Source organism: Aeromonas veronii, from assembly GCA_041319085.1.
GTDB lineage: Bacteria > Pseudomonadota > Gammaproteobacteria > Enterobacterales > Aeromonadaceae > Aeromonas > Aeromonas veronii_F.
Window position 1 is genome coordinate 464,195 of sequence record CP101033.1, and the last position, 13,855, is coordinate 478,049.

Sequence of the window (13,855 nt, forward strand, 5' to 3'; positions counted from 1 at the left end):
GCAGTGCCTTGATGATCGCCCTGTTTGTCATTGTGGTGATGGCGCTGCTGGTGGCTGCCATGGGCCGTTTTCTGGTCGACAGTGGCGAGAAAAATACCGTGGAGGTGCGCAGCGTGCGGGCTCTGCTGGCTGCTCAGAGCGGGCTGGAGATTGCCCTCTATCAGCTGTTTCCCAACCGCAGTGGTGCCGAGTCGCCCGCCGCCTGCGCCAAGGTGGCGGCATCCCGGGCATTCGACAAGGATCCCGGTCTGAGCGGGTGCCGGGTGTCGGTGAGCTGCAATGAGATCCAGGCCAGTCAGGGGGGAGAGACCAGCACCACCTACCGGCTCACCAGTGTTGGCAACTGTGGCACAGAGACAGGGGCGGGCGCCAACCCGGATTTTGCCGTCAGCCGCACCCTGGTGGCGGAAGCGTTTGATGGAGTGATGCCGTGATAGGTCGTCTCTGTTCCGTTCTATTTTTACTGCTGCTTAGTTTGCCTGCGCAGGCAGCACTGGATTGCAACAGCATCTTCCCTGGTCCGATCCAGAGCCATGACGCAGATGGCGCGCTTTACATGCAGTCAGGTGCACGGGTGGAGAATTACAATGGCCTAGAGGTCTGTTTCAAACGTGTCACTGGTTATGACTATGAAATGAACTCGCAAGCCTGTGGTACGGGCAAATGTCAGATAACCGGTGTCGCCAGCTTGAAGCAGACTCGGCCCACCTTTCCAGGCAGTACAGATTCTGCCAGTTATACCGTTGCGAATTGGACTATTCCCACGGTCATCCTCGGTACCACCCCGAATTACGGCAAGCCAGCCAGCGGCAGTCGCTGGGATCTGGGCAACCTGACCATAGATGGCTCTGTTGGGGCCAATGGTTCCGGCAACGTCAGTTTCTCGGACAGTTACACCACCTATGTGATAAAAAACCTGACCATGCAGGATCGCGCCGTGATGACGTTGACGGCGGGTAAGACCTATATCATCGAAGGGGATCTGAACCTGACCGGAGGCAGCATCATCAAGCTAGTCGGCAGCGGCACGACCTTGTTTTATGTTCGGGGCAATGTCTCGGCTCATAACGATTCACAACTGCAGACGGGGGTCGGTTTCAAGGTATATGTGGTCGGCAACCTCACTCTCACTGGCAGTGACCAGTTGGCAGGAACCTATTACGCCGAAGGAGATGCAACCTTCGAGAATGGAGTGGTACTGCGGGGTCAACTGAGCGCGAAGAACGTCAGTCTGAAAGGAAACAGCAAGGTTATTTATGAGGCTGGCTTCTCCACCTGCAAAAATATCTTTACAGATCCTCCGGTGGAGGGGGTCAGCATGACACCGCCCTCCGGTGTGCTGGTGCCACCCCTTGCGGATCTGGTGTGCAGCAAGCAGGGGAGTGGCACCAGTTGCACCGGCCACAGCGGCAACCGCTTCGGGCCCGGGGATTACGACTTTGGCAACGGCAGCATCAACAACCAGGCCGAGATCGTCGCCACCGGCGTGACGGCGAGACTCTATTTCAACAACCTCAATCTGAACAACGCCAGGCTCAACCTCAGCAATCCGCCCGAGCATCTCTTCATCTACGTGAAGGGGGATCTCTCGATCACCGGCCAGAACCAGATCAATGCCGTCGTCTATGTGGCGGGCAATGTCCACATGGCCGGCAACGCCACGCTCAAGGGGGCGCTGGCGACGGGAGGCAGTGTCAATATCAGCGGGAACCACGACTACTACTTCGATCAGGATGCCGTCGATAAGGTGGACCTAGGTAGTAACACCTGCGAGGGGAGTACGGGCGGGACCCAGATCAATCACTTCGAGCTCAGCCACTCCGGTCAGCCGCTCACCTGTAATTCCGAGACGGTGACGGTCAAGGCGTGCGCCGATGCGGCTTGTACCACGCTGATCACTGACCCGGTGACCGCGACCCTGAGTCTGGCCCCAACGTCTGCCAGCAATGGTTGGGTTGGCGGCAATACGGTGACCTTCAGTGGCGGCTCGACCACGGTGCCGCTGCGCAATAACACGACGACTGCGGTTACCATCGGAGTCTCTAGTTCAACCCCGACCACCAAACCATACGGCACCACCTTGTGCAAGGCCGGTGCAGGGACGCCCAGTGCGGCAGCCTGTACCCTGAATTTTGCCGACAGCGGCTTTATCTTCGATGTGCCAGATACCTATTCCAACCAGCCTCAGGATGTGACAATCAGTGCGGTTAAAAAAGACGATATTACCAAACAATGTGTGCCCGGATTCACCGGGGTGAGGTCGGTCGGTTTTTGGGGAACGTACAACAATCCAAATGCCAATAACTTTGGTAGCAAGATCTCCATCGATGGCAATACCATTGCTACTTATGCAACCAGTATTGCTTCACCAACGCCAACCACCCTTAACCTGACTTTCGATAATCAGGGGAAGGCGACCTTGAAAAAAGTGACCTATCCGGATGCGGGTCAAATGCAGCTATCTGCGCGCCATAATGGCAGTGGTGAGACGGCGGGTCTGGTGATGCTCGGCTCGGATCAGTTTGTGGCGCGTCCGGTCGGTCTGTGCATTACGCCTCCGCAAGGGGTCTGCGCGGCAGGTGATAGCAGCTGCCATGTATTCAAAAAAGCGGGGGATACGTTCCAGATAGATATCAAGGCGATGGCCTGGGAGTCGGCCAATGATGGGGATATCTGCACAGGGAATCAGACCACGCCTAACTTTGTCCTGCCCAATATTGCTCTGGGCAGTACGCTGGTGGCACCAAATCCGGGCACCAATGCAACGCTGGGTACTACCACCTATAACCATGTGGCAGCGACCAATAGCATCAATAGTGTTAGCCAGACGGTGAGCGAGGTTGGCGTGTTCCGGATGACTGCGACGCCGCCGGCCAACGGCTACTTCAATTACACCATTCCATCAGCCCAGAGCCAGCCGGTGGGACGTTTTGTCCCCTGGGATTTCAATTTGCTGAGCGGTGCTCTTACTCCTGCTTGCGGGCAGTTCAGCTATATGAGTCAGCCATTCGGTGTCAAAATGACGGTACAGGCCCGCAACAAGAGTGCCGGGGTGACTAGGAATTATGGTGGAGAGTTTGCCAAGGGCTTGCTCTATCTAGTTGCGGGTAATAACCATGATGGTGTCGATAGAACCGATCGCGTTGCGAGGACAACATTCAACTGGGTGTCAGGGGAAGCCAATGTTGATAGCCAAAGTCGCTTTGCCCGGCTCTCTGAGCGCGAGCCCGCCCTGACTGTACCAGAGGAGCCCTTCAAGTCGCTGCGGTTTGGTTTGCTGGTGGTCGATGAGGAGTCACCCTCAGTCAGCTTCCTGGCTGATACCGACCTGAATCCTAGCGTCAAGAATGGGTGTACCAAAGGGGTCAACTGCAATGCCAGGCAGTTGACGATTCCTACGCGGGTGGATGACACCATGACCGCCTATTATGGCCGCCTGCTGGCAGGTAAGGATCGTGGCATCGATAGTGCCAATCTGCCTTTGAAGTTATTGATGCAGCGTTTCGATCTGGGTGGTTGGGTGATCAATGATGAGGATAACTGTACTCAGCTATCGCTGGCGAATAGTGGTTTTGATCCCCTGCCAGCGGTAGAGCCTAAAGATCCTGATCGCAAGATTGGCTTTAATAGTGTGACATCTTCTTACGAGGTTACAGGCAAGGTACCCCCGTTATTAACCAAACCATATAGCAGTACTCTGACGTTAAGTGGTCAAACTGTCCCGGCCAGTTCCGCCAGGGCAAAGCAAGGTGAGATCGTGTTTCACTTTGGTGCGCCGAATGTTGCAGTTCGGATTCCCTACAAGGTCGATTTGGCAAAACAGCCATCTTCGCCGACGTGGTTATCTGACCCCATTAGCTTGCAAGGTGAGGCCATTTTCGGCTCCAGCCGGGGTAATGACCGAATTATTTATCGGCGCGAAGTATTACATTGAATGATGTGAAAGGGGGGCTGGCGCAACGGCATCCCCCTAACGCCTTGTTTATTAGCGTTTGTTAGCCCGAGCGGGTGAGTGATGACTCGCATTTTTGTCGCGCCTGATTGAGTGGCGACAGTTTGAGCGCTTGCCCATTGGGGTGGGCATTGGTAAAGTTAGCCGGTTTTCTGCACCTCCAAATTCTTAGGATTTCCCGTAGCCATGTTCAAAAAGCTCAGAGGCGTCTTTTCCAACGATCTGTCGATCGATTTGGGAACTGCCAACACCCTGATCTATGTAAAAGATCAAGGGATCGTCCTTAACGAACCCTCAGTTGTCGCCATTCGCCAAGAGCGCGGGAACGCCAAATCGGTCGCTGCTGTCGGTCATGCCGCCAAGCAGATGCTGGGCCGTACCCCGGGCAACATCTCCGCCATTCGCCCGATGAAAGATGGCGTGATCGCCGATTTTTACGTGACCGAGAAGATGCTGCAGCACTTCATCAAACAGGTTCACGACAACAACTATTTCCGCCCCAGCCCGCGTGTGCTGGTGTGTGTACCGTGTGGCTCCACCCAGGTTGAGCGTCGCGCCATCAAGGAATCCGCACTGGGCGCTGGTGCCCGTGAGGTCTACCTGATCGATGAGCCGATGGCTGCTGCCATCGGTGCCGGTCTGCCGGTCTCCGAAGCGACCGGTTCCATGGTGGTCGATATCGGTGGTGGTACCACTGAAGTGGCCATCATCTCCCTGAACGGTGTGGTCTACTCCCAGTCCGTCCGTATCGGTGGCGACAAGTTTGACGAAGCGATCATCAGCTACGTCCGTCGCAACTATGGCAGCCTGATTGGTGAAGCCACTGCCGAGCGTATCAAGCACGAGATCGGCTCCGCCTATCCGGGCGAAGAGGTGCGCGAGATTGAAGTGCGTGGCCGTAACCTGGCTGAAGGTGTACCGCGCAGTTTCACCCTCAACTCCAACGAGATCCTGGAAGCGCTGCAAGAGCCGCTGTCAGGTATCGTTGCTGCCGTCATGGTGGCGCTGGAGCAGTCTCCGCCGGAACTGGCTTCCGACATCTCCGAGCGCGGCATGGTGATGACCGGTGGTGGCGCACTGCTGAAAGATATCGACCGTCTGCTGATGGAAGAGACCGGCATTCCTGTCGTCGTGGCTGAAGATCCCCTCACCTGTGTGGCCCGTGGCGGCGGCAAGGCGCTGGAGCTGATCGACATGCACGGTGGCGATCTGTTCCACTACGAATAAGACCCACAGCCGGCCAGCGAGCCGGCTCTTTTTTGACGACCCATGAAACCCATTTTTGGTAGAGGCCCTTCGCTTCAGTTACGGTTGTTTCTCGCCGTCATCATCTCCATCGCTGCCATCGTCGCGGACTCCCGCTTCGGTGTGTTTACCCATGTCCGCGTCTACCTCAGTTCGTTAGTCAGTCCCTTGCAATACATGGCCAATGCGCCCGGTACCCTGCTCGACACCATGTCGACCCAGGTGCAGACCCGTGCCGATCTCATCGAGCAGACCAAGCAGCAGGAGCAACAGCTGTTTACCCTGCGCTCTCGCCTGCTCAAGATGGACCATCTGGAGCACGAGAACCAGCGGCTGCGTGAACTGCTCGGCTCGCCGGTGCACAAGGAGTCCCGCAAGATGGTGGCCGAGCTGCTGTCGGTGGATTCCGACCCCTTCAGCCATCAGGTGCTGATCAACAAGGGGGCGCTGGATGGCGTCTATAACGGTCAGGCGGTGATCAACGATCAGGGGGTGATTGGTCAGGTGCTCCACGTGGGCTCCACCACCAGTCGCGTGCTGCTGATCACCGACTCCAGCCACGGTATTCCGGTGCGGGTGCTGCGCAACGACTTGCGCGCCATTGCCTCCGGCAGTGGCGAGCTCGACAAGCTGGAGCTGCGCAACCTACCGCGCAACACCGATATTCAGGTCGGTGATCTGCTGGTCACCTCGGGTCTGGGTGGCCGCTTCCCGGAGGGTTATCCGGTGGCGACTGTGACTCGTTCCGAGTATGTGGAGGGCAAGCCCTTCGCCCAGGTCGAGGCCAAGCCACTGGTGGAGCTGGACAGACTGCGCTATCTGCTGCTGCTGTGGACCGACAAGAAGCCTGAAGTACATGATGAGGATGGCGAACGGGCGGCTCCCGCTGCGTCCGCCGCAGGAGCGACTCACTGATGCTAGAACCCGCCAGCGGCAGGATCTGGGTCTGGGTCTCGATCCTGCTGGCTCTGAGCCTGTCGATCCTGCCGCTTCCTTTCGAATTTGCCCCCTTCCGCCCGGACTGGCTGGCCATGGTGCTCATCTACTGGGCACTGGCCTTGCCGCACCGGACCAACGTCGGCTCCGCCTGGGTGGCTGGCCTGCTGCTGGATGTGCTGCTCGGCAGCACCCTCGGCGTGCGGGCGATGGCGATGGCCATCACCGCCTATCTGGCGGCCTTCCAGTTCCAGAAGATCCGCAACTTCTCCCTCTGGCAGCAGGCACTGATTATCGGTGGTCTCTCGCTGGTGGGAAAAATGACGGTATTCTGGGCCGAGCACCTGTTCAGCCAGGCCAGCCTCAACTTCGCCTATTTTTGGTCGACGTTGACGACGATGCTAATATGGCCCTGGGTGTTTCTGGTGCTGCGCAAGGTACGGCGTCGCTTCAATATTAGGTAAATATGAACAAAAACAACGAACCACAACTCTATCTCGCCTCGGCCTCTCCCCGTCGCCGTGAATTGCTGACCCAGATTGGCTACCGCTTCGAGGTGCTGAAACTGGATGTGCCCGAGCAGCGGGAAGAGGGTGAAAAGGCGCAGGATTATGTCTGCCGTCTCGCCCGTGACAAGGCGATGGCGGGTGTGGCGTGTGCGCCGACGGCGTTGCCGGTGCTGGGTGCCGACACCATAGTGGTGCTGGGCGACCGGGTACTGGAGAAACCGTCCGATCTGCTGGATGCCAAAGATATGCTGGCGTCGCTCTCCGGCAAGGTGCATCAGGTGATGACGGCGGTAGCGCTGGCCAGCAAGGATCGTTGTGACGTGCGTCTGGTCACCACCAACGTGGCGTTTCGCAAGCTGGACGAGGCCGAGATCGAAGCCTATTGGCAGACTGGTGAGCCCTGTGACAAGGCCGGGGCTTATGGCATTCAGGGCATTGCCGGCAAGTTTGTCAGCCGCATCGAGGGGAGCTATAGCGCCGTGGTCGGCCTGCCCCTGCTGGAGACAGACCTGTTGATCAAACATCATCTGGAACAGCTCAAATAATTTCCCGTCAGCGGTGTTCTGCTGCGTTTCTCCCTTGCGCGCGTTGTACCGGATTGGCTTTATAGAATTCAAAACTGGAACAGGCAAGGTTGCTTATGTCGGTAGAACTGCTGGTTAACGTTACCCCCTCCGAAACCCGGGTTGCCCTGGTCGAAAACGGTCTGCTGCAGGAAGTGCATGTCGAGCGTCAGGCCAAGCGCGGCATCGTGGGCAATATCTACAAAGGCAAGATCAGTCGGGTGCTGCCCGGCATGCAGGCGGCGTTCGTCGATATCGGCATGGACAAGGCGGCCTTCCTGCACGCCTCCGATATCGTGCCGCACACCGAATGTGTGGCGGTGAAGGAGAAGGAGCAGTTCCAGGTCGGCAACATCGCCGAGCTGGTGCGTCAGGGGCAGGACATCATGGTACAGGTGGTGAAAGATCCGCTGGGTACCAAGGGTGCCCGCCTCACCACCGATATCACCTTGCCGTCCCGCTATCTGGTCTTTATGCCGGGGAGTGCCCACGTCGGCGTCTCCCAGCGTATCGAGTCCGAAGCGGAGCGGGAGCGCCTCAAGCGTACCGTGGCCGGTTATGTGGACGATCTGGGTGGCTACATCATCCGTACCGCCGCCGAAGGGGTGGGGGAGCAGGAGCTGGAGCAGGATGCCGCCTTCTTGAAGCGGTTGTGGCGCAAGATCCTCGAGCGCAAGCAGAAGTATCCCCCCTGCAAGATCCTCTACGAGGATCCCAGCCTGGCCTTTCGGGTGGTGCGCGATTTTGTCGGTGCCGAGCTCGACAAGATCAGGGTCGACTCGCGCCAGAGCTTCGATCAGCTCAAGTGCTTCACCGAGGAGTACGTGCCGGAGCTGGCCAACAAGCTGGAGTACTACCCCGGCGAGTCGCCGATCTTCGATCTCTACGACGTGGAGAACGAGATCCAGCGCGCGCTGGAGCGCAAGGTAGAGCTGAAATCCGGCGGCTATCTCATCATCGACCAGACCGAAGCCATGACCACGGTGGATATCAACACCGGCGCCTTTGTCGGCCATCGCAATCTGGAAGAGACCATCTTCAACACCAACGTCGAGGCCACCGCCGCCATCGCCCGCCATCTGCGGCTGCGCAACCTCGGCGGTATCATCATCCTCGACTTCATCGACATGCAGTCGGAAGATCACCGCCGTCGGGTGCTGCACAGTCTGGAGCTTGCGCTGGCCAAGGACAGGGCCAAGACTAATGTCAACGGCTTCTCCCAGCTCGGCCTGGTGGAGATGACCCGCAAGCGCACCCGCGAGAGTCTGGAGCATGTGCTCTGCTCCGAGTGCCCCGAGTGCAAGGGGCGTGGCCGGGTCAAGACGGTGGAGTCGGTCTGCTTCGAGATCCTGCGGGAGATCATCCGGGTCAATCGCGCCTACGATGCGGATCAATTCACCGTCTACGCCGCCCCGGCAGTGGCCGACTACCTGCGGGGCGAGGAGTCCCACAGTCTGGCGGAGTTGGAGGTGTTCATCGGAAAACAGGTTCGGGTGGTGAGCGAACCTCTCTGTAGTCAGGAGCAATTCGACGTGGTGATGATGTAATTGGTCTATCGCTGGCTGAGTCGGGGCTGGTTGGCCCTGGGGGTCCTGTTCGTACTGATGGCCATGCTGGTCACCCTGGTACGGGTTGGGGGCCCTTTGCTGAATCAATACCGGGAGAGTCTGATCCACTCTCTGCTCGGTGATTCACAACTCAAGGTCAGCGTGGAGCAAGTGGGGCTGGATTGGACACAATCCGGGCCCGCCCTCGAACTGCAGCAACTCGCCATCGCCCCGGATTCGGGGCGTTTTACCATACAGCTCGGCAAAGCCTGGGTGCATCTCGACTTCTGGCGCACCCTCAATGAGCTCAAGCCGGTGTTTGGCGAGCTGATCCTCAGCGACGGCGATATCACCCTCGATCTCAGCCAGCCGGCTGACGACCGCCCCTCCGGCGATCCCCAGCAAGGTGCCCTGCTGCGTTTTCTGCTGACCCAGCTCTCCACCTTCGATATTCACAATACCCGCCTCAGCGTCACCACGGCGCTGGGCGATCTGCGGGCGCTCGACATCGCCCAATTGCGTTGGCAGAACCGTGGCAAGCGCCATCAGGGGGTCGGCAAGGCTTATCTGATCAACGGGGTGGGCGAGAGCACCCTCGATCTGATTCTGGATGTGGAGGCCCCGACCGCTCGGCTCGATAGCCTCAAGGGGCAGCTCTATCTGGGCGCCCGCCAGCTCGATATCACCCCGACACTGGCCAAGATCCATGCGGGCGAACCCAAGGTTGCCGGTCAGCTCGACTTCCAGCTTTGGAGCGAGTTTGACAGTGGCAAGCTGGGCAATACCCTGCTGGCTTTTGGCAACAACTACCTGATCTGGAAGGATCCCAAGCAGCAGGCGCTCCATCGCCTCGGCCTCGATGGTGGCAAGATCCAGCTGCGCCGGGATGGCCAGAACTGGCAACTGGCCAGCCACGATGTGATCTTCACACTGGATGACAAACCCTGGTTGCACAGCCGGTTGCAGTTGGAGCGGATCGGCGAGCGGGTGCAGGGCTATGTGCCGCAGATCGATCTCGACCAGCTCGCCCAGCTGAGCCAGTTGGTCTCGGCGATGTATCCCGCCCAGAGCGAGCTGCTCAAGCAGACCAAACCCAAGGGCAAGCTGACCGATTTGACCCTGCAGGCCGATGCCGGTTGGCAGGATGTCTCCCTTAGCGGTGAGATCACCAACGTGAGCCTGAATGCCTGGCACGACGTGCCCGGCTTGCGGGATCTCAACGGCGAGTTCTGGCTCACCCCCAAGGGCGGTAGCGCCAGATTGGCGCTGGCGAACGACAAGGTGGATCCCGCCCGTCACTTCAAGATGCCGATCCCGGTCGATCGCTTCTCGGCTCGCCTCGACTGGTGGCGTGAGGCGCAGGGCTGGGTGCTCTACGGGCAGGATATCGCGCTGGATAACCCGGATCTGACCCTGGCCAGCCGTTTTCGCCTCGATCTGTTCGAGCACCCCTTCCTCGCCCTGACCGGCCGCATCGATGTGAAGAATGCGGGCCATGCCGATCGCTACTTCCCGCTGCAGGCGATGGACAAGGGGCTGGTGGATTACCTGAGCGGCGCCATCAAGGGGGGCAAGGCCAAGGGGGCCGACCTGCTTTGGTATGGCGAGCTCAGGGATTTCCCCTATGACAACGGCAAGGGCATCTTCCAGGTGGCGGTGCCGCTGGAGCAGGCCACCTACGAGTTCTTCCCCGGTTGGCAACCGCTCACCGACCTGCAGATCGACCTGTTGTTCCAGAATGCCGGTCTCGATATGCGCAGCCACTCCACCCGGCTCGGCAAGGCAAGATCCGACTCGGTACATGCCTGGATCCCGGATCTCTCCCCCGGCGCCCACCTCTATGTGGATGCCAAGGTGCAGGGGGAGGGCAAGGCCATCAGCGACTACCTGCAGGACTCCCCGCTGGGCAGTTCGGTGGGGCAGGCGCTGCGGGAGATCGAGATCCGCGGCCCGATGGCTGGCTCGGTCAAACTCGACATTCCTCTCGATGGTGAGAGCGAGGTGAAGGCGAGCGGCGATGCCACTTTCAGCAACAACAAGGTGCGGGTCGCCAGTCTGGATCTGCCGCTGGAGAAGGTGCAGGGACGCCTCGAATATGACAACGAACAGACCCGCTTCCGCAATCTCAAAGCGAGTCTGTGGAACCAGCCGCTGACCCTCGACTATCAGGGGCGACAGCACCCGGATCATTATCAGGTCGACCTCGATTTCAAGGGGCAGTGGGATAGCCGCCTCCAACCCGCCGCCATCTCTTCATACGGCATTCTCAACGGCCGTAGCAACTGGGGCGGCAAGCTGGGGCTGACCCTGCCCGAGAGCAAACCGTTCAGCTTCCAGCTGGCGCTCGACTCCAACCTGCAGGGGATGGGGCTGGATCTGCCGCTGCCACTGGCCAAGAGCAACGCCAGCCGGCTGCCGTTCAAGGTGATCGCACGTGGCCGGGATGGCAGCGCCGACATTCGCACCGTGCTGGGTGCCGATGTGGATATGCAGACCCGACTGGTCTATGGCGAAGGGGTGCCCTATCTCAGTCGGGTGCGGGTCGATGTGGGCCAACCTGGCGCCCGGGTGCTGCGTGATGCTCCCATGCTGCTTGCCATCAACCAGCAGGAGGCTGACGTCGGCGGCTGGTTGGCACGGCTCAAGCAGTGGCTGCCGGCGCAGAACCAGACCGGCAATGCGGTGGTCGGCCCCGCCTTCCTGCCACAGGAGTGGTGGGTGGATGGTCAGCTGGCCCGTGCCTATATCGGCAGCGCCACCCTCCAGGCGGCGCGCTTCACCGTGGGGCCGACCCCTCAGGCGACCGAGGTGATGATCGACAGCCCCGATGTGATGGGGGTGATCCACCTGCCCGCAGTGGCCAATCGCCCGGTGGATGCCAAGTTTGCCCGTATCTACTGGTCCGGCAAGCGCTCGGATCTCAGTCCGGATCCCGATGCGCAGCAGGACAACGCCATCATGGCCTCGATCCCCTGGCTGACATTCAGCTGTGTCGATTGCCGCTTTGGCGAATTGCCGCTCGGCGAAGTGAAGGGGGAGCTGGTGCCCGGCGCCAACAAGGTGACCCTCAAGGGACTGGATATGCGGCTGGCGGGGAGTCAGCTCACCGGCAGCCTTGACTGGCTGGCCGATGGCAACCGGATGGAGACACGGGCCCGTGGCAAGCTGACCAGCAACAACAGCGAGCTGCTGCTCAAGCGGCTCGGCTACACCTCCCCCATCGGCGATGCCCCCGGTTCGCTCGCCTTTGATCTGAACTGGCAGGATGTGCCCTATCGCCCGAGTCTGTCGACCCTCGGGGGGAGCGCCAGCTATCAGCTGGAGGGCGGCACCCTGCGGGAGGTCAACGACAAGGGGGCTAGGCTGCTCTCCTTGCTCAGTCTCGACTCCCTGCTGCGCAAGCTGCGGCTCGATTTTCGCGATGTGTTCGACAAGGGGTTCTACTTCGAATCCATGTCCGCCTCTGCCACTATCAAGCAGGGGCAGGTCAGCAATGATGATTTCTATATGAAGGGGGCGGCCGGCAATCTGCGCGGTGAGGGGATCGCCGATCTGGTGCGCTGGCGGCTCGACTTCGATCTGAGCTTCTCCCCCAATCTGGGGGGCACCCTGCCGGTGGTGGCGGCCTTCTCCATCACCCCGATCACGGGCCTCTATGTGCTGGCCCTCTCCAAACTGCTGGAGCCGGTGGTGGATGTAGTGACCCGCATCGATTTTCGTATCTCGGGCCCGCTCGACGCTCCCAAGCTGATTGAGGCGGGTCGGGATCGCGCTCGCATCAAGCTCAACCAGCAGCAGAAAGAGGCGGTCGATACCGTTGCCCCCAGCCTGCCGGCCCAAGAGGTGACCCCTTTCCTGCTGAGCCCCAAACACGCGGGGCCCGCTCAGCGCTGAGCGAGCGGCCCGGCACCATCACAAGGAGTGAGCCATGATCCGACATATCCTGCTGATCGCCTTTAAACCGGACACCCAGCCTGCCCAGATAGACGCGGTGCGTACCGCCTTTCTCGCTATTCCCCATCAAGTCAGCGGCGTGACCGCGGTGGAGTGGGGGGAGAATGACAGCCCAGAGGGGAGGGATGACGGCTTTACCCACAGCGTGCTGATGACCTTCGCCGACGAAGCGGCCCGCCAGCGCTATCTGCCCCATCCTGATCATGATGCCCTCAAGGCCATCTTCCGTCCGGTGCTGGGGCGCATCATAGTGCTGGATTACACCCTGCAGGCGGGGGATGCTGTCACCGTCTGATGGCCCAAGCGAGAAGGAGAGCGACATGTGGTTAGCCGCAATACAGCTGGTATCTGGCCGTCACTGGCAGGATAACCGGGAACAGATTGCCGCCGAGCTGGCGGCCTTGCCAACCGAGCGGCCACTGCTGGCCCTGTTGCCGGAGAACTTTGCCCTGTTTGGCGAGCGACAGGGCTATCTGGATGGCGCCGAAGCGATTGGCCCCGATCTGAGTGGCGCCGCACCCATCCAGCAACAACTGGCTGAGTGGGCGCGAGATTACGGCATCTGGCTGGTGGCCGGGGCCATGCCGACCACCATCGCCGGTGCCGACCATATCCACACCAGCTCGCTGGTGTTTGACCCAAGCGGTGAGCTCAGGGGCCACTACCACAAGATCCATCTGTTCGACGTGGATGTGTCGGACAATCATGGTCGCTACCGTGAGTCGGAAACATTCAGCCCGGGGGAGGCGCCTGTGCTGGTGGACTCCCCCTTTGGTCCCCTCGGCCTCTCGATCTGTTATGATTTGCGCTTTCCCGAGCTCTACCGCCAGTTGGCCCGTGCCGGTGCCCGCGTGCTGCTGGTGCCTGCCGCCTTTACTGCCGTGACCGGCGAGGCGCACTGGGAGCCGTTGCTGCGGGCTCGCGCCATCGAAAACCAGTGCTACGTGGTGGCGGCCAATCAGGGCGGTACTCACGAGACGGGGCGCCAGACCTGGGGCCACAGCATGGTGATCGACCCTTGGGGTCGGGTGCTGGCGAGCAAAGAGTCCGGGCGCGGCACCGTGCTGGCGCAGATGGAGCTTGGGCTTATCGATGAATTGAAACGCACCATGCCGGTGCTGACCCATGCCCGTTTGTTGTGATGGTGTG

At 60.1% G+C, this 13,855-nt stretch carries 10 protein-coding genes; all 10 read left to right on the top strand.

The annotated features are described in order from the left end of the window. Positions 1-11 precede the first annotated feature (11 nt). The 10 genes from NMD14_02285 (at position 12) to NMD14_02330 (ending at position 13,848) form a co-directional block, all read left to right on the top strand. The gene (locus NMD14_02285) at positions 12-434 is read left to right on the top strand and encodes an MSHA biogenesis protein MshP (GenBank protein XEI33318.1); all 423 of its coding nucleotides are present in this window, start codon (positions 12-14) and stop codon (positions 432-434) included. Next, complete coding sequence (locus NMD14_02290) at positions 431-3,934, top strand: hypothetical protein (GenBank protein XEI33319.1); 3,504 nt, start codon at positions 431-433, stop codon at positions 3,932-3,934. The genes NMD14_02285 and NMD14_02290 overlap by 4 nt, the downstream gene beginning before the upstream one ends. A gap of 204 nt (positions 3,935-4,138) precedes the next feature. After that, positions 4,139-5,179, top strand: coding sequence for a rod shape-determining protein (locus NMD14_02295; GenBank protein XEI33320.1), 1,041 nt, complete (start codon positions 4,139-4,141; stop codon positions 5,177-5,179). A gap of 42 nt (positions 5,180-5,221) precedes the next feature. Further along, positions 5,222-6,112: a rod shape-determining protein MreC gene (gene mreC, locus NMD14_02300; GenBank protein ID XEI33321.1), complete on the top strand. Its 891-nt coding sequence runs from the start codon at positions 5,222-5,224 to the stop codon at positions 6,110-6,112. After that, positions 6,112-6,597 (top strand): rod shape-determining protein MreD, encoded by a 486-nt coding sequence (mreD, locus tag NMD14_02305; GenBank protein XEI33322.1) that lies wholly within the window; start codon positions 6,112-6,114, stop codon positions 6,595-6,597. Before mreC ends, mreD begins: the two co-directional genes overlap by 1 nt. Before the next feature lie 2 nt (positions 6,598-6,599). After that, on the top strand, positions 6,600-7,187 hold the full coding sequence (locus NMD14_02310; GenBank protein XEI33323.1) for a Maf-like protein: 588 nt from the start codon (positions 6,600-6,602) through the stop codon (positions 7,185-7,187). Positions 7,188-7,282: 95 nt separating this feature from the next. Beyond that, positions 7,283-8,752 (top strand): ribonuclease G, encoded by a 1,470-nt coding sequence (gene rng, locus NMD14_02315; GenBank protein XEI33324.1) that lies wholly within the window; start codon positions 7,283-7,285, stop codon positions 8,750-8,752. Continuing rightward, the gene (locus tag NMD14_02320) at positions 8,753-12,646 is read left to right on the top strand and encodes a TIGR02099 family protein (GenBank protein ID XEI33325.1); all 3,894 of its coding nucleotides are present in this window, start codon (positions 8,753-8,755) and stop codon (positions 12,644-12,646) included. A 34-nt stretch (positions 12,647-12,680) separates the two neighbouring features. Continuing rightward, the gene (locus NMD14_02325) at positions 12,681-13,001 is read left to right on the top strand and encodes a Dabb family protein (protein XEI33326.1); all 321 of its coding nucleotides are present in this window, start codon (positions 12,681-12,683) and stop codon (positions 12,999-13,001) included. 25 nt (positions 13,002-13,026) lie between these two features. Beyond that, positions 13,027-13,848 carry a carbon-nitrogen hydrolase family protein gene (locus tag NMD14_02330; protein XEI33327.1) on the top strand — a complete coding sequence of 274 codons (822 nt, stop codon included), beginning with the start codon at positions 13,027-13,029 and terminating at the stop codon, positions 13,846-13,848. The last annotated feature ends 7 nt before the right edge of the window (positions 13,849-13,855 follow it).

Excerpts from the sequence above, each read along its gene's own strand:
- rng (XEI33324.1), top strand. The coding sequence starts at position 7,283 with ATGTCGGTAGAACTGCTGGTTAACGTTACCCCCTCCGAAACCCGGGTT.
- mreD (XEI33322.1), top strand. The coding sequence starts at position 6,112 with ATGCTAGAACCCGCCAGCGGCAGGATCTGGGTCTGGGTCTCGATCCTG.
- NMD14_02310 (XEI33323.1), top strand. The coding sequence starts at position 6,600 with ATGAACAAAAACAACGAACCACAACTCTATCTCGCCTCGGCCTCTCCC.
- mreC (XEI33321.1), top strand. The coding sequence starts at position 5,222 with ATGAAACCCATTTTTGGTAGAGGCCCTTCGCTTCAGTTACGGTTGTTT.
- NMD14_02295 (XEI33320.1), top strand. The coding sequence starts at position 4,139 with ATGTTCAAAAAGCTCAGAGGCGTCTTTTCCAACGATCTGTCGATCGAT.
- NMD14_02325 (XEI33326.1), top strand. The coding sequence starts at position 12,681 with ATGATCCGACATATCCTGCTGATCGCCTTTAAACCGGACACCCAGCCT.
- NMD14_02285 (XEI33318.1), top strand. The coding sequence starts at position 12 with ATGATCGCCCTGTTTGTCATTGTGGTGATGGCGCTGCTGGTGGCTGCC.
- NMD14_02330 (XEI33327.1), top strand. The coding sequence starts at position 13,027 with ATGTGGTTAGCCGCAATACAGCTGGTATCTGGCCGTCACTGGCAGGAT.